16 protein-coding genes are annotated in these 16,585 nt (G+C 49.3%); 6 read left to right on the top strand and 10 right to left on the bottom strand.

Features of this window, described 5'->3' with window-relative positions:
* Positions 1–2: 2 nt before the first annotated feature.
* Genes ACJAYR_RS11870 through ACJAYR_RS11900 form a run of 7 tightly spaced genes read right to left on the bottom strand, consistent with a single transcriptional unit; the run spans position 3 to position 8,904 of the window.
* Positions 3–2,387: an aldehyde dehydrogenase family protein gene (locus ACJAYR_RS11870; RefSeq protein ID WP_415236793.1), complete on the bottom strand. Its 2,385-nt coding sequence runs from the start codon at positions 2,385–2,387 to the stop codon at positions 3–5.
* Between the two features lie 10 nt (positions 2,388–2,397).
* On the bottom strand, positions 2,398–3,390 hold the full coding sequence (gene deoC / locus ACJAYR_RS11875; protein WP_415236794.1) for a deoxyribose-phosphate aldolase: 993 nt from the start codon (positions 3,388–3,390) through the stop codon (positions 2,398–2,400).
* Positions 3,371–4,237 (bottom strand): purine-nucleoside phosphorylase, encoded by an 867-nt coding sequence (locus tag ACJAYR_RS11880; protein ID WP_415236795.1) that lies wholly within the window; start codon positions 4,235–4,237, stop codon positions 3,371–3,373. Before ACJAYR_RS11880 ends, deoC begins: the two co-directional genes overlap by 20 nt.
* Positions 4,237–5,202: an ABC transporter permease gene (locus ACJAYR_RS11885; RefSeq protein WP_415236829.1), complete on the bottom strand. Its 966-nt coding sequence runs from the start codon at positions 5,200–5,202 to the stop codon at positions 4,237–4,239. The genes ACJAYR_RS11880 and ACJAYR_RS11885 overlap by 1 nt, the downstream gene beginning before the upstream one ends.
* A gap of 7 nt (positions 5,203–5,209) precedes the next feature.
* A complete protein-coding gene (locus tag ACJAYR_RS11890; protein WP_415236796.1) occupies positions 5,210–6,331 on the bottom strand; it encodes an ABC transporter permease in 1,122 nt (373 codons plus the stop codon).
* Positions 6,331–7,899, bottom strand: a complete 1,569-nt coding sequence (locus ACJAYR_RS11895; RefSeq protein ID WP_415236797.1) for an ABC transporter ATP-binding protein — start codon at positions 7,897–7,899, stop codon at positions 6,331–6,333. The genes ACJAYR_RS11890 and ACJAYR_RS11895 overlap by 1 nt, the downstream gene beginning before the upstream one ends.
* A 21-nt stretch (positions 7,900–7,920) precedes the next feature.
* On the bottom strand, positions 7,921–8,904 hold the full coding sequence (locus ACJAYR_RS11900) for a BMP family lipoprotein (RefSeq protein WP_415236830.1): 984 nt from the start codon (positions 8,902–8,904) through the stop codon (positions 7,921–7,923).
* Between the two features lie 229 nt (positions 8,905–9,133).
* Here ACJAYR_RS11900 and ACJAYR_RS11905 point away from each other — a divergent pair, with 229 nt between their 5' ends.
* The gene (locus tag ACJAYR_RS11905; protein WP_415236798.1) at positions 9,134–9,340 is read left to right on the top strand and encodes a hypothetical protein; all 207 of its coding nucleotides are present in this window, start codon (positions 9,134–9,136) and stop codon (positions 9,338–9,340) included.
* Between the two features lie 47 nt (positions 9,341–9,387).
* A complete protein-coding gene (locus tag ACJAYR_RS11910) occupies positions 9,388–9,939 on the top strand; it encodes a hypothetical protein (RefSeq protein WP_415236799.1) in 552 nt (183 codons plus the stop codon).
* 15 nt (positions 9,940–9,954) lie between these two features.
* Here the strand turns inward: ACJAYR_RS11910 and ACJAYR_RS11915 are convergent, their stop codons facing one another.
* Positions 9,955–11,058 (bottom strand): C45 family autoproteolytic acyltransferase/hydolase, encoded by a 1,104-nt coding sequence (locus ACJAYR_RS11915; RefSeq protein WP_415236800.1) that lies wholly within the window; start codon positions 11,056–11,058, stop codon positions 9,955–9,957.
* Between the two features lie 153 nt (positions 11,059–11,211).
* Between ACJAYR_RS11915 and upp the strand changes: the two genes are divergently transcribed.
* The gene (gene upp / locus ACJAYR_RS11920; protein WP_415236801.1) at positions 11,212–11,862 is read left to right on the top strand and encodes a uracil phosphoribosyltransferase; all 651 of its coding nucleotides are present in this window, start codon (positions 11,212–11,214) and stop codon (positions 11,860–11,862) included.
* A 696-nt stretch (positions 11,863–12,558) separates the two neighbouring features.
* Here upp and hemF read toward each other — a convergent pair.
* Together hemF and ACJAYR_RS11930 are read right to left on the bottom strand one after the other, a co-directional pair.
* Entirely contained in the window at positions 12,559–13,401 is an 843-nt protein-coding gene (gene hemF / locus ACJAYR_RS11925; RefSeq protein WP_415236802.1) for an oxygen-dependent coproporphyrinogen oxidase, read from the bottom strand.
* 15 nt (positions 13,402–13,416) lie between these two features.
* On the bottom strand, positions 13,417–13,875 hold the full coding sequence (locus ACJAYR_RS11930) for a tRNA (cytidine(34)-2'-O)-methyltransferase (protein WP_415236803.1): 459 nt from the start codon (positions 13,873–13,875) through the stop codon (positions 13,417–13,419).
* Between the two features lie 147 nt (positions 13,876–14,022).
* On the opposite strand from ACJAYR_RS11930, the gene petA reads away from it, so the two are divergent.
* Genes petA through ACJAYR_RS11945 form a run of 3 tightly spaced genes read left to right on the top strand, consistent with a single transcriptional unit; the run spans position 14,023 to position 16,561 of the window.
* Entirely contained in the window at positions 14,023–14,550 is a 528-nt protein-coding gene (gene petA / locus ACJAYR_RS11935) for a ubiquinol-cytochrome c reductase iron-sulfur subunit (protein WP_415236804.1), read from the top strand.
* Between the two features lie 12 nt (positions 14,551–14,562).
* The gene (locus tag ACJAYR_RS11940; RefSeq protein ID WP_169543073.1) at positions 14,563–15,801 is read left to right on the top strand and encodes a cytochrome b; all 1,239 of its coding nucleotides are present in this window, start codon (positions 14,563–14,565) and stop codon (positions 15,799–15,801) included.
* Positions 15,794–16,561 (top strand): cytochrome c1, encoded by a 768-nt coding sequence (locus ACJAYR_RS11945; RefSeq protein ID WP_415236805.1) that lies wholly within the window; start codon positions 15,794–15,796, stop codon positions 16,559–16,561. The genes ACJAYR_RS11940 and ACJAYR_RS11945 overlap by 8 nt, the downstream gene beginning before the upstream one ends.
* The last annotated feature ends 24 nt before the right edge of the window (positions 16,562–16,585 follow it).

The following is a 16,585-nucleotide window of genomic DNA, read 5'->3' on the forward strand; positions in this document are numbered from 1 at the left end:
GATTATTCTCCGTACGGGATCCAGATATTTTTAATCTGAGTGGCATGCTGCAAAAACTCTTCACCCTCTGCCTGTTCCGGGACAAACCAGTCCCGCTTGAGGCCATGATTGGTCCATGTCCGCTTCATGTTGCCACAAGAAGATTTCTCTACAAGAGCACATCCTTCAGCCGATCCAACATACCAGAGGGACTTCACATCATCATGCGAGGCCAAGGGTTTAACCAGATCAGATTTTCGGCCCGTGACAATATTGAAGACGCCCGCCGGAACATCCGATGTTTCCAGTACTTGATAAAAATCCGTTGCGCTTAAAGAATGCATTTCAGAGGGGACGACAATAACCCGGTTCCCCATGGCAATTGCCGGTGCTGCCAGTGAAATCATACCCAGAAGCGGGTTTTCATCTGGACATATGACGCCAATGGTACCAATTGCCTCTTTCATTGCAAGCGTAACGCCGCGCATGGGCGGATTATGAACCCGGCTTTCATATTTATCTGCCCAGGCGCCATATGTGAATAAACGCCGAACGGCGACGGCGACCTCGTTCTGGGCATCCTTGGCTGACGCGCCGGTCATCTGTGAGAGGCGATCCGCAAATTCCTGACGCCTGATATCCAGATTTTCAGCCAAATAATACAAAACCTGCGCGCGGTTATGCGCAGTCGTATTGGTCCAGGCCGTTGCTTTTCTGGCCGCTTCAACCGCGTTCCGAATATCTTTTCGGTTTCCTTCTCCAATCTCGGCAATGAAATCCCCTTTTGCAGAGAACACAGGAAGGCTGTAGCCACTGTCGGGCCGGGACTGCTTGCCACCAATATACATCTTCGCGGTTCGGTCTACCGTTGAGACAGGGGCTAACGCTGATTTGCCGGACTGTTTCTGCGAAGGGGTCTCTTTGTAGGCTTGCAGTTTGGAAAGGAATTTTGGTTTCAATACTTCCTGCATACCTTCAATGCCGCCTTCACGGCCATAGCCGGATTCTCGATTGCCGCCGAAGCCACAAGCAGCATCAAATTGATTGGTGCTATTAACCCAGACCACACCACAATCCAGCTTTGGGGCGATATCCAGCGCCAAATTGATGTTTTCACTCCAAACCGAGGCCGCAAGACCATATCGGGTATTGTTGGCCAGTTGAACAGCTTCGCCCGGAGTGCGAAACGTCATTGCAACAACAACGGGTCCAAAGATTTCTTCTTGGGCAATGGTTGTCGCGGGGGCAACATTGGTAAATAAAGTCGGTGGATAAAAGCAGCCGTCTTTTGGCACAGTCCAGCTGGGCTGCCACATGTCGGCGCCTTCATCGCACCCTTTTTTCACAAGCGCCTCAATTGTCTGCAACTGAACCGGTGCGACAATGGCCCCCATATCGATGCATTTATCCAAAGGATCCCCAAGCCGGAGATTTTCCATTCGGGCGCGTAATTTGCGGTAGAACTTTTCAGCAATGCCTTCCTGGACCAACAAGCGCGAACCTGCACAGCAGACTTGTCCCTGATTGAACCAAATGGCATCGACCACGCCCTCAACGGCGCTATCAATGTCAGCATCGTCAAAAACGATAAACGGGGACTTGCCGCCTAACTCCAGCGTTAAGTGTTTGCCTGTGCCGGCTGTCGCTTCCCTGATCCGGCGTCCTACTTCAGTCGAGCCGGTAAACGCTATCTTGTTGATGTCCGGGTGGCCAACAATCTGCTCGCCCGTGCGTCCATCCCCGGTCACAATATTGACAACCCCATCAGGAAGACCGGCCTGTTTACAAAGTTCAGCAAAGCAAAGGGCTGTGAGCGAGGTGAACTCGGCTGGCTTCAGGACAACGGTATTTCCAGCCGCGATTGCAGGGGCAATTTTCCAGGCCAGCATAAGCAATGGAAAATTCCACGGTATGATCTGACCGATAACACCCATGGCTTCATGATTGGGGAACTGGCTTTCCTGCAACTGTGCCCAGCCAGCATGGTGATAAAAGTGACGGGCGACCAACGGTATATCAATATCCCGGGTCTCACGTACCGGTTTTCCATTGTCCAGACTTTCCAGAACCGCAAGCAACCGGGCGTTGCGCTGAAGAATACGGGCGAGGGCATAAAGATGGCGGGCCCGTCCATATCCGCCTAATTTTTCCCACTTCCCCTGTGCTTTTCGGGCGGCTGATACGGCCGCTTCGACATCTTCAGCACTTGCCTGTGTTATCTGAGCCAGCGTTTCACCATTTGCCGGATTGATAGAGGCAAAGCGGGTGTTTGCTGTTCCTTTTGTCCAGGAGCCGTTGATAAAAAGGTCAAATGTGCCTTCATGGTGTTGAAGCCATTGCCGGGCGTTCGCGTCGCTTTCAGGGGCTGGACCATATTCCATGCTATCAAATATCTCTGCTATGCTCATCTTTTTGTCCTCAACCCATCGGGTGGCGGAAATCGGCAGAATATCTACCGGTTACAAAATGTTCTAATTGACGCTCGATGTCTCCGAGTAAGCTGGAGGCGCCAATGCGGAAAAGGTCCGGTTGCAGCCAGTCATTGCCGAGTTCTTCCTTCATCATGAACTGATAGCCCAAGATGTCTTTTGCCGCGCTGATACCTCCGGCTGGTTTGTAACCGATTTTGAACCCGGTCATTTCCTGATATTCCCGAATGGCCCGGATCATGACAAGGCTGACAGGCAAGGTCGCATTGACCCCTTCTTTACCAGTCGATGTTTTAATGAAATCAGCGCCCGCCATCATTGACAGCATGCTGGCCTTAGCAACATTTCGGAGAGTAACAAGCTCGCCTGTTCCCAGAATTACTTTTAAATGGGCATCCTTGCAGGCAATACGAAAGGCGTTTACCTCTTCGTACAATGCTTGCCAGTTTCCAGTTAGAACATGTCCGCGGGTAATAACAATATCGATCTCTTTTGCCCCTGCCGCAACCGAGGCTTCAATTTCTTTCACACGCAATTCAAACGGACTGAGACCGGCGGGAAAGCCGGTTGATACGGCCGCGACGGGAATGTTCGTTCCTTCCAGTGCCTGCACAGCCGTTTCCACCATTGTATGGTAGACACAAATTGCCCCCGTGGTCAGGCCTTTGTCGGCCATGCCAAGTGCTTGTAGTAGATCGGGTCTAACAGGTTGGCGGGCTTTGGCGCAAAGGCGTTTTACGCGGCCCGGCGTATCATCGCCGCTTAACGTTGTAAGGTCGATGCAGGATATTGCTTTTAGCAACCAGGCGGCCTGATAGTCTTTTTTAACAGATCGCCGCCCGCCAAGCGTGCTGGAACGGCGTTCAACGGCGCTAAGATTGACAAAAACATCTTCAACCGCATCTTTATTGAACGGCAGTCCGGGATTACGGGCATGCGTGTGGGCTGGATGGTTAAGCTGGCTAACTGTTGCCATTGTCATCCTCCTTAATATGTGTTTTCAGGAGTTCCCGCTTAAGGGTCTCCAAAAAGATGATAATAAGTTGTTCAAGATCCGCAGCCGCAAGTTTCGCGCATTCCAGCGTTTGTTCGTGGCTGAGTTTTGTTTCACTCAGGCCGGCAACCAGATTGGTAATGTTAGAAATAGCGGCGACCTTTAGTCCACAGTGTCGCGCTACCAGAACTTCCGGTGTCGTCGACATGCCGACAGCGTCTGCGCCAAGAATTCTAAACGCATTGATTTCAGCAGGTGTTTCAAAATTCGGGCCCAGATAATGAAGATAAACACCTTCTGCGAGGTCGATTTTCATTTCTTTTGCGATGGCTTTGAAATGATCCCGCAGCGTTGGATCATAGGCATCTTCCATGGAAAAGAAACGTGGCCCAAACCGATCGTCATTGTCGCCTACAAGTGGATTTCTAGCCGTCATGTTAATATGATCTGTAATCAACATTAACCGACCGGGACCCACATCTTTGTGAAAGCTTCCCGCCGCATTGGTCACCAAAAGGATTTCAATGCCCAATAATTTTAGGACGCGGACCGGCACAGCCAGATCTTGTGGATCAATGCCTTCATATAAATGGATGCGGCCTTGCATGCAAACGATAGGCATACCGCCCAGTCGTCCGAGAATAAGCCGACCGGCATGACCTTCTACAGAAGACTGCGGAAAGTCCGGAATGTCTTTAAATTCAATGCTGGTAACAACATCAATTCGATCGGCCAGACCCCCAAGTCCGGAACCAAGAATGATGCCGACACGGGGCCGAAAGCCCGGGGCTGTTTCCTGAATGAAATCAGCCGCATTATATGGATTAAGTCCCATTATCGTTCCTTGATATATGGTTCGCCAATTGCTTTCGGCGGATGCGCTTTGCCAACAAATCCAGCAAGGAGCAGTACAGTAAGGATATATGGCAGTGCCTGGATAAATTGAACCGGGATAACGCCAATAATTGGTAGATCAACACCCTGAAGACGGGCTTGCAACGCATCTGTAAAGGCAAATAGCAGGCAGGCCAACATGGTGGGTACGGGTTTCCATTTGCCAAAAATCAGGGCCGCCAGCGCAAGATATCCTTTGCCAGCTGTCATGTCCCGGATAAATCCAGCCCCATGGGCGGTTGATAAATAAGAACCGGCAAACCCGCAAAGTAAACCTGTCACGGCCAAGGCTTTATAACGCATGATGTCAACATTAATGCCAGCGGTATCCACCGCGTGCGGGTTCTCGCCGACAGCACGAACACGCAGGCCGAACCGGGTGCGGTATAACACATAGGCGACTAATGGCACAGCGGCGGCGGCAATATAGACGATGATATTGTGACCAGAAATCAGCTCTGCGTAGATGTATCCTACAACAGGAATATCTCTCACAGCTTCTGCAAAGGGCAGGGTGAGACTGCTGAACCGGGCATCACCGTTGAGCGATGGTGTTCGGCCGCCCAGTTTAAACCATGCAAAACCAAGGGTTGGTGTCAGGCCAGCAACAACGATGTTGATCGCCATGCCGGACACCACCTGATTACCTTTATGGGTCACACAGGCATAGGCATGTAATGAAGACAGGGTGAGTGATGTCAGGATACCCGCGCCCAATCCAACCCATGCGGAATTGGTAACGGCTGCAACGGCAGCGGCGGCGAAAGCCGCGCCCAGCATTTTCCCTTCCAGTCCAATATCCACAATGCCCGACCGTTCGGAAAACATACCGGCCAACGCGGCAAGAATAAGCGGGGTAGCGACACGAAACGTTGCATCCAGCAAAAGAACGATTAGTTCAAACATTTCCATTTTATACCTCCGCCGTGCGGGCGGATGGCCGCCGTCGGAAGAAGTCTTCTATTTTCGGTCTGAACATGTTTTCGAGGGCGCCAGAGAAAAGAATGATCAGTCCTTGAATGACGATCACCATTTCTTTGTTAATGGTGTTCATTTCAAATGCAAGCTCAGTACCGCCCTGATAAATAGCCCCAAATAAAAGAGCGGCCATAAAAATACCAACAGGGTGATTACGGCCCATAAGGGCAACTGCAATACCGACAAAACCATAACCGCCTGTGAAATCCATGATCACCTTATGATGAACCCCCAGCAGTTCGTTGACAGCCACGAAGCCTGCCAGCGCCCCTGAAATAACCATTGCCAAAATGATGTTCCGTGAAACCGAAATGCCAGAATAACGGGCGGCCGTTTCGTTTTCGCCAACAACGCGGATTTCATATCCCCAACGGGTGTGCCAGACAAAATAGTAAAAAGCGGCACTTAACCCCAAGGCAATCAGGAAGCTGAAATTCAGCGGAGACTCGGACATGCCTGTAAAATCGGGGGCATAAGCCAGCCAGGTGTTTTCGCCAAATTCACGGGTTTCCGGTGACCCACCTGCGTCAGGGGAAATAAGTACTTCCACCAGAATATAGTTCATGACCGAAAAGGCGATGAAGTTAAACATGATCGTGGTGATTACGATATGGCTGCCACGTTTGGCCTGAAGATAGGCTGGGATGTATGCCCAAGCGCCGCCAAACAACGCGGCTGAAAAAATGGAGATCGGTATAATCGCCCAAAAGGGCAGGAAATCAAGGTAAAGAGCCGCCAATCCCACGCCTAGCCCTGCAATGAAGGCTTGACCTTCCGCACCGATATTAAACAGACCACAATGAAACGCGATCGCAACGGCCAAACCGGTAAAAATAAAATTGGTCGTATAATAAAGGGTATATCCAACGGCTTCGGGATATCCAAAGGCCCCGTAAAATAGCACTTCAAGTGCTTTGAGCGGATTGTCCCCGACCACCAGAATAACCAGTCCAGAGATAAAAAAGGCGGCCAGAAGGTTGAGAAAAGGGATCAGGGCAAGATTTACCCAGGCTGGTACCTTTGACGGTGCCCCAAATTTGGCTTTTGCGTCTGCCATCAGATTACGGCCTCTTTCCCTACAGGTGTCACGTCTGCTTCATTTTCAGAAATCCCAGCCATCATCAGACCAAGTTTTTTCTCTGTTGCCTCTTCTGCTGACAGCTCCCCGACAATCTTGCCATCAAACATAACGGCAATCCTGTCCGCGAGTGACATTACCTCGTCAATTTCAACAGAGACGACCAAAATTGCTTTGCCAGCATCGCGCATTTTGATCAATTGTTTATGGATGAACTCGATGGCGCCAATGTCGACCCCGCGGGTTGGCTGTCCAACCAACAGCACATCGGGGTCCTGCTCCATCTCACGAGCGAGAACAAGTTTTTGCTGATTCCCGCCGGAAAATCCACTGGCCTTCAAATAAGGGTTAGGCGGGCGCACATCAAATTTCTCGATATATGTTTCGCAGGTTTCGACCATTTGGGCGTGATCCAGCTGAGTTCCTTTGTTGAACATCTCAAGATCGTGGTAGCCGAGGATCGTATTTTCGTTGGCGCTGAAATTCAGGACAAGGCCTGCTTTATGCCGATCTTCCGGGACATGTCCAAGGCCAATTTTGCGCAAGCCACGGGCAGTATAATCTTTGCTGCCGACGAGCTCCTGATCTTTGTACTTTATGCTGCCAAGGGTTGGCCGTCGCATACCGCCCAATACTTCAAGAAGTTCTGACTGGCCATTGCCAGAAACACCGGCAACGCCCAAAATTTCTCCCGCCCGAAGGGTCAGATTAATGTCTTTCAGTCGGGCAACCCCGTCGTCATCCAGATAGGTGACACCGGTAAGTTTCATAAGTTCCTCTTGCGGAACGGCCGGTTTCTTTTCAACCTGCAGAAGGACACTCCGCCCAACCATTAATTCTGCCAATTTTGCCTGATCGGTTTCGTTTGTTGCTACATGGGCAACCATTTCGCCCCGGCGCATAACAGAAACATTGTCCGTGATTGCCATGATTTCGCGCAGCTTATGCGTAATCAGGATAACTGTTTTTCCCTGTTCCCGAAGGGTATGCAGGATCCGGAAAAGATGATCTGCTTCCTGTGGGGTCAGTACGCCCGTTGGCTCGTCGAGAATAAGGATCTCGGCCCCGCGGTATAGGGCTTTCAAAATTTCGACCCGTTGACGCAGTCCGACGGGAAGGTCTCCTACCAAGGCATCGACATCGACTTCGAGCGTGTATTCTTTTTCAAGGCGTTGCAGCTCCTTGCGGGCTTTATTCATCCCATCGGAAAGACGGGCACCACCTTCGACACCTAATATAATATTTTCGAGAACAGTGAAGGTATCCACCAGCATAAAATGCTGATGAACCATTCCAATGCCTGCCTCGATCGAGGCCTGAGGGTTGTCAATCTGGCACTTTTTGCCACCAACAAAAATCTCGCCTTCGTCAGCCTGATAAAACCCATAAACGATGCTCATGAGCGTTGATTTGCCCGCACCGTTTTCCCCGATTATGCCATGAATGGTTCCTCGGTCCACGGATAAGGAAATATCCTTATTCGCATGGACCGAGCCAAACCACTTATTGACGCGGCGCAGTTCAAGCGCCGTGTTTTCTGCTGTCATATTGATAGATCAATCTGTCAATTAATTTGGTTTGTATTCTTTAACCTGAATTTTACCCGCAATGATGTCAGCGCGCGCCTGTTCAAGCTTGGCAATAACGTCTTCACTCAGGACAGACTTGTTATGCTCGTCAACCGCATAGCCAACGCCACCTTCTTTGAGGCCCAGAACCTTGATCCCTGGCTTCCAAGTGCCGGCTTTTGCTGTTTCAAATGCTTCGCGAACAGCAACATCGACCCGTTTGGTCATGGAGGTCAGCATGGTTCCTGGATGCAGGTAGTTCTGGTTGCTATCAACGCCGATTGCAAATTTACCAGCATCTTTGGCAGCCTGATAAACACCGATGCCTGTACCGCCAGCTGCTGCATAAACCACGTCAGCGCCACGATCAAACTGGCTTTTTGCAAGTTCGCCGCCTTTCGTCGGATCGTTCCATGCCGCTGGTGTTGTGCCTGTCATGTTCTGAAAGACTTCGGCATCTGGATTGGCATATTTAGCACCCTCAGCATAACCAAGTGCAAATTTACGGATCAACGGGATATCCATACCGCCAACAAAGCCGACTTTGCCGGTCTTGCTTGTCATTGCAGCAGCCATACCGACCAGAAACGAGCCTTCATGTTCTTTAAAGACAATTGATTGGACGTTTGGCAGATCAACGACCATATCCACGATCGTGAATTTTGTGTCAGGATAGGCTTTTGCAGCTTTTTCAACAGCGGCAGCCTGTGCAAAACCCATTGCAACAACAACGGACGCGCCTTTTTTGGCCATCCGCTTAACAGCCTGTTCCCGTTGTGAGACTTGAGTTACTTCAAACTCCATATAGTCAATGCCAGTGCTTTTTTTGAATTCTTCAGCACCGTTATAAGCAGATTCGTTGAAAGATTTATCAAACTTTCCGCCCATATCGAAGACGATCGCAGGCTTGAAGTCGTCCGCTTTTGCAACGCCTGTGACAGCAACTGCAGCCGCCGCTAGCGCCGCCAATTTCCATTTTTTCATCATGTGTTTATAGTCTCCCTGTTCGAGGTCTATCCTCAAGTCTTGGATTACATCCCAGTACTATCTAATACAAAACTTGACCAGTTGGTCAAGGCTTCATAACTCGTATAAAGTATAGGGCTCAAAAATGGATGGGCCTAGGGATTTGACAGGAAAACAGGTGCAAAAAATGTGTTTATTTGTCAAATCATAGGTATAACGGTTCTTTAGGCTCAAATAATGCAGGTAAATGATGTCAGGTTCAGAAAAAAAGACGATCGATGTAAATGCGGAAGTGGCTGCGCATCTTTCAGGGGAAAAAGGATTCGGGAACTCCAAAATGCTGAGTAAACATGGCATGGAAGGCTACTCTGAAATTCTTGCAGGCAGACTGGCCGAAAAACTGGTTGCCCAGAATAATGATCCGAGACGGCGCAAGCGCAGCGCGCGAAAATAATCAGTGATCTAAAATCGGTCCGGAAAAATCAATAAGGGTGTGATCAGGTGAGCCGTCCTAAAAGTATTTTTGTTGCGTTGATGCTTGCGGTATGTTGCGGGATGGTGCCCTTTTGGATCCCTGTGGCTATGGCGGAAGACAGAACCGTTCTTATTTTGACCGGGAAAGGTCTGGATGAAAGCACGATTGCGTCAAAACTGTATGCCAATGTCGTGAACAAAATTTCAGCCCATATGGAGAAGGCGGGCATACAGGCGAAGGAGGGGGGCGATTACTCTCTGACTTCAAGTGATGCGGATCTATTATCTCAGATACGATTAAAAGAGGATGGGCTTTATCAGTATGTCGCTGTGGTCAGGATTTTTGCCAATACCATATTATTATCTGAAGGCACTCGCGTGGATATTGAGATAAAGGGCCGGATGATTGATGTGGAAAGTCAGGATGTTCTCGCGCGTTTTGATCTGCCTCTCCCCGGTATATTGGAAGCGTCGCCAGACTGTGACCGGTCCTGCATTATCGAAACATTGGAAAACAACACCAATGTTCTGGCAGAAACACTAGGAACCGTGCTGGCGAAGCGGCTTTCTGGAAAATAGAAAGCTCATCCCGCCTTACGACAAACTATAACGTTTGTAAGGCGATGCGTCCGGTGGTCCGTCTGAAATATCCATAGTCAAGTTGTCCAGATCCATCACAACGGACGCAACAGTGACTGTTCTGGCCTCTTCTGGATCGTCGGGGTTGGGATATCGGCAAATCGCTTTTGGGGCGCCAAACCCATCTTTAAGCGTTGCCTTTAAATGCTCCATATCCCATTTTTGCTGGTTTTGACGGATCAGGCGTTCCAGCCTTGGGGTTCGGTATAAGCTACACGGCGCAATTCGTTCAAATTCAGTTTCAATCCCGGTTTGATTGATGAAGTGGTTCCCGTGAGTGATTAACCCGTCCTTTGGGTAAAGCGCATGGGCCACATCGGGAGAGGTTTCAATGTCCAGAACTTCCCCGCCTTTACAACCGAGCATCCAGTTGGTTGAGCAGACCCTGTCCGACGACAGGATGATCTTCATGGCTGCGTTCATGGTGGTGGATCGCATGATGTCCTGCACCCGTATATGAAAGGGTCGGTGGTGCAGGTGGGTTCCATCGCGTTTAGAGGAAAGTCCGTTTACACATAGACCAATTCCATGTTCGTTCAATCCGATCATGCCGCTGACGATACCGGCTTGCGTTAGAACCAGATAGGCCGGATGATCGTCGGACCGAACTCGTAAAAGGCACATATTGCCAAGTAGCCCTTCCAGCCAATCCCAATTTTGCCCCATAATTGTCGCGCCGGAGCTGGTATATTCAGGCTGAATACCAAAAGCGGTGCATCCTTCCGGTTCGTGGCTTAGGGGCTGATCGTTCGCGGCAGCCGCTTCGTTGGTGTAGAGCGTATATGACAGCTCGTAGCGGGCATTAAGTAATCCGATTTCTGCAAGTGAAATTCCGGACCCGTCTGCAATCCCTTTCATTTCCTCAAAATATCCGGCGTCGTGATTCTCAAAACGAAGTGTCCACGCTTTCGCTTCGTCAAAAATAACATCGCGAGGCGCTCCTCCCATCAAGAAGCGATTTAAATAGGTTTGAACATTTGCCTTGATATTTGGGGCCATTTTGGAGCCATGAAGAAGCCCTCTTTCATACGGTGTCCCCGTCAAATCCAGAAGCTGCATGTTTTCTCCTTTTGGTTATTGTTGTTTTTTCAACGATAAACTTACCCGGTAGTCCAGACCAGAAAAATTTAAAACGGGCCAAAGACATCTTGCCGCCGATATTGAAGACGCGGTATTCTCCTGCAAATTCAAACTGACAGGTAAATTGAACCTATGGCCATCGATCCACGTTTTCCAAATCTCCATATTCTCGACCATCCATTGATTGTACACAAACTCAGTCACATGCGGATGACAGAAACATCAACAAAGACTTTCCGGCAGCTCCTGAAAGAGATCGCTTTGTTAATGGGCTATGAAATCACCCGTCAGTTACCCATGACCACAGAAGAAATTAACACGCCGATCTGTGAGATGCAGGCTCCGGTTCTCGAAGGGAAAAAAGCGGCGATTGTCCCAATTCTACGCGCAGGATTGGGGATGGCTGATGGTTTGATGGAATTGATGCCCTCTGCGCGTGTTGGACATATCGGCATGTATCGGGATCCTGAAACAAAGCGCCCCGTTGAATATTTACGTAAATTACCATCTGCTGGAGATCGACTTTTTATTCTTGTTGATCCAATGCTGGCCACTGGATATTCAGCCGCCGCAGGTGTGGATGTTTTGCTTGATCATGGTGTTCAGCCTGAACAGATCAGCTTTATGGCGCTTGTTGCCGCTCCGGAAGGCGTGCAGGTTATGCTCGATAAACATCCCAAGGTTAAAGTTTATGTAGCAGGACTGGACGATATGCTGAACGATCACGCCTATATTGTGCCTGGACTGGGGGATGCTGGGGACCGTTTATACGGGACGCTTTAATTTATTCGGGATCTCTTAAAATGACAAAAGGCCTTGTTCAAGAACAAGGCCTTTTTTGCGTCGGGAAATAATGAGGGAGTTACTTCCCGGGGCAATTTCCTGTTTGGCAGTTTCTCATGGCCATCTCGCTTTTCAGAGAAAAGTGAGAAAGTGTTTCGTAAAGGTCGACGAAAACTGTCAATAAACTGTATCTGAAACGAACCATAATAATCTCCTGCACCATAGCGGCTGATGAAGAGATCTTACGAAAAATTCACTCCAGATTAAAGCTATTCTAATGTGCGCGTTGTCACACAGGGTTTCATTTCGTTGATTTGTGTTTACAGGATTCGCTGAAAACTGCGAAAAAAACATCCGGCTTCGTTATATTTTTGTAAAATGTAAAAAGACCCCGATGGCTAAGTCGGGGTCTTTTTCGAGGGAAGTTTTAACAATCGATGCAATTCTGCCTTTTGCACCGACCTCGCTACAGGGTCTCTAGCGTTCGTTGGCTTTGCAATCAGACTTCAGATGGCGTCGTTAGGCACCTGAAGGAGGGAGAGATGACAAAAACCAAGGTTTTCTTTTGATCCCGTGACGTCATTTAAATGCGTCAATAGGAACGTAGGGCGAGTTGTCCGATTTTCCAAGTATTTGCCATGTGCGATTGGTCACAGGGTCTCGTTTTTCCATTTTTCAGAAGGGGCCAGACTGGTTTCAAGGCCACTTCACCTCAGGCGGCATTGACATCAGAATGGCTTCCGTGTTTCCGCCCGTTTTCAATCCAAATGTCGTTCCCCGGTCATGGAGCAGGTTAAATTCAACATACCGGCCTCGCTTTATCAATTGATGTTCGCGCTGTTCCGGCGTCCAGTCTTTGTTCATGTGTTTTTTGACAATCTGCGGGTATATATCACGAAAAGCACGGCCAACATCTTGGGTAAAAGAGAAGTTGTCGTCCCAGTCGCCTTCCAGTTTGTCATAAAAAATACCCCCGACGCCTCGCGGTTCATTGCGGTGGGGCAGAAAGAAATATTCATCGCACCATTTTTTGAAGCGCGGGTAATAGTCCGGGTCATGTTTATCGCATGCTTCTTTAAAGGCTGCATGAAACAGCGCCGTGTCCGTATCATCCGGATACATGGGGGTCAGGTCTGCACCGCCGCCAAACCAGGACCGGCCTGTCACAATATGGCGGGTGTTCATATGTACCGCCGGTACCAAAGGTGATCTCATATGGGCAACAAGAGAAATTCCGCTTGCCCAAAATTCAGAGGATCCTTCTGTGCCGGGAATATTTTTACGAAATTCTTCTGAGAACTGTCCATGGACCGTAGAAATATTGACGCCAACTTTTTCGAAAACCCTGCCTTTCATAACAGACATTTCTCCGCCGCCGCCTTCAGGGCGATTCCATTTTGTCACTGTAAAGGTGCCGGGGTCCAGGTCGCTGTTCCTGCCGGTCAGTTCGTTTTCCAGCGCGACAAAACTGTCCCGAATCTGGTCTCTCAACGTGCGAAACCAGTTTTCGGCTGTCTGCTTTTGGGTCTCGATAGTCATAAAAAAGCCTCGTTTTCAGTCACTGGTTGGAAAACCGCCGGTCTGCCTCAGTGCTTCGCTGGTTACCATGGCGGCGGCAATCGCCACATTGACAGATCGCATGCCCTGTTGCATGGGGATCGTGATCCGCGCCTGTACCCGATTGTGGACTTCATCAGGAACGCCTTTACTTTCCTGTCCCAATAAAAGGATGTCGGTAGGATGAAAAGTGAAGTCTGTATAGGGTTCGGCAGACTTGGTCGTTAGCAAAACAAGGCGGCTATCGGGACGGTTTTCACAGAATCTTTCAAAAGAAGAATGTCGTTCCACATCCGAAAACTGCGCATAATCCATGGCGGCGCGCCTCATGTCTTTAGCGCCAAATGGGAAACCACATGGTTCAATAATATTGACTTTCAGCCCAAGGCAGGCTCCCATTCTCATGAGTGTGCCTACATTTGGTGCAATGTCCGGTTGGTATAGTGCGAGCTCCATAACCGTGTTTTAATGGCTTTCGTGCCACAATTACAAAGCAATTCTGCTACTTATTGCCACATTCTTTGCGTTGGGGCTGGACATTGGGCAATTATGGTGACAAAAAGCGTTCGCTAGAGATTTATTTTGGAAACCCGGGGAAGTTTAATGACTACTACCACCCCTGTAGAAGAAGACGGCGTAAAGCGTCGCGACTTTCTATATATTGCTGCTGGTGGCGTTGGTGCCGTGGGGACAGCATTGGCAATCTGGCCATTCGTGGATCAGATGAACCCATCCGCAGATGTTTTGGCCCTTTCCACCACGGAAGTGGACATAGGTGCTATTGAAGAAGGAGCCGAGATTACCGCCGTATGGCAAGGTAAGCCCGTGTTCATTCGTCATCGTACTGCAGATGAAATTTCAGCTGCTGAAAGCGTTGATGTGGCGTCCCTACCAGATCCACAAGCTGATTCTGACCGTATTTTGAAGCCCGAATGGCTGATTATGATCGGCGTGTGTACACATCTTGGGTGTGTACCGCTGAAAGAATCAGGCGATTTCGAAGGCTGGTTCTGTCCATGCCATGGCTCTCATTACGATACATCCGGCCGAATTCGGAAAGGTCCTGCACCTACTAACCTGGCAGTGCCGCCATACGAATTCCTTGACGATAACACCGTGAAGATCGGCTAGAGGGGGTACGATATGTCATTTGAACCAAAAAACCCTGTCGTTAGATGGGTAGAGGATCGTCTGCCGATCACCGGCATGATGCATCACGCTCTGTATGAATATCCAACACCTAAGAACTTAAGCTATTGGTGGACATTTGGATCACTTGCCGGCTTCATGCTGGTTGTCCAGATTGTCACTGGTGTTGTTCTTTCCATGCACTATACAGCCCATGTTGACCTCGCTTTTGATAGCGTGGAACATATCATGCGGGATGTGAATTATGGTTGGTTGCTCCGGTATATGCATGCCAATGGCGCTTCCATGTTCTTCATTGTTGTGTATTTGCATATTTTCCGTGGACTGTATTACGGATCGTATAAGGCCCCGCGTGAGCTGCTTTGGTGGCTTGGCCTGGTTATCTTCCTCTTGATGATGGCAACAGCCTTTATGGGTTACGTGCTTCCTTGGGGACAGATGAGCTTCTGGGGTGCAACCGTTATTACGAACCTGTTCGGTGCTATTCCAGTGGTTGGTGAAACCATTGTAACCTGGCTCTGGGGTGGTTTCTCAGTTGATAACCCAACCTTGAACCGCTTCTTCAGCCTGCATTACCTGCTTCCATTTGTGATCGTTGGTATTGTTATTCTGCATATCTGGGCATTGCACCATAATGGTTCAAACAACCCAACAGGTATCGAGATCAAAGACAAGCAAGACAGTATTCCGTTCCATCCTTACTACACAGTAAAGGATCTGTTCGGTCTGGCGATCTTCCTGATTTTCTTCTCAGCCTTCCTGTTTTATGCACCAAACTACCTGGGACATCCGGACAATTACATCCCGGCCAACCCGTTGGTAACACCTGCGCATATTGTGCCTGAATGGTATTTCCTGCCTTTCTACGCAATTCTGCGGGCGGTTCCTGACAAGCTTGGCGGTGTGTTGCTGATGTTCGGTGCGATTGCCGTTCTGTTTGCTCTGCCTTGGCTTGATCGTAGCCGTATTCGCTCTGCGCGTTTCCGGCCGATCTACAAACAGCTTTTCTGGATTTTTGTTCTCGACTGTATCGTCCTGACTTATGTCGGTGGCAAACCAGCCGAAGAGCCATACATCCTGATCGGTCGTTTGGCGACAGCTTACTATTTCGTTCATATCCTGATCTTGCTACCGCTTGTCGGATGGTTCGAGAAACCCAAACCACTGCCGGCAAGTATTTCAGAGGCAGTTTTGGCCAAGAAACCTTCTGCTGAGGAGGCAAGCAATGCTTAAGTTGATCAAGTCTTTGAGTGCTGCTGCTCTTCTATCAGTAGTCGCGTTCACCGGCGTGCAAGCGGCGGGTGCGAGTATCGAGTATAAGTCCATTAACTGGCAGCATACGGGCATGTTCGGAACGTATGATCGGGCGGCGGCACAACGCGGCCTCCAGGTCTATCGCGAAGTTTGTGCGGGCTGTCATAGTCTGAAACAGGTGGCTTTTCGCAGTCTGGCAGATTTGGGCTTTAATGAAGATGAAATTAAAGCACTGGCAGCGGAAGCGACTTATGAAGATGGCCCAAATGATGACGGGGATATGTTCGAGCGGGCCGGTAAGCCTTTTGATAAGTTTCCATCACCCTTTGCTAACGAAAAAGCGGCTCGGGCATCAAATGGTGGTGCCTATCCACCAGATCTGTCTCTGATCGTCAAATCCCGCGTTGGTTTTGAGAATTATTTGTATTCTCTGCTGACAGGATATGAAGACGCGCCAGCGGACATGGAGTTGATGGAAGGAATGCATTACAATGCTTATTTCCCAAATCATCAAATTGCGATGCCGTCACCAATGTCTGAAGATGCTGTTGAATATTCAGATGGTACGCCTGCCACCGTTGAACAGATGTCAAAAGATGTGACTGTTTTCCTTGCATGGGCAGCTGAGCCAAAATTGGAAGAGCGCAAGAATATGGGACTGAAAGTGATTTTGTTCCTGCTGCTTCTGAGCGGCTTGTTCTATGCAGTTAAACGTAAAGTCTGGTCTGACCTTCACTGAGTTAGACAGGAAAATTCTGAGAAG

This window comes from Sneathiella sp. (assembly GCF_047631475.1).
Classification (GTDB): Bacteria; Pseudomonadota; Alphaproteobacteria; order Sneathiellales; family Sneathiellaceae; genus Sneathiella.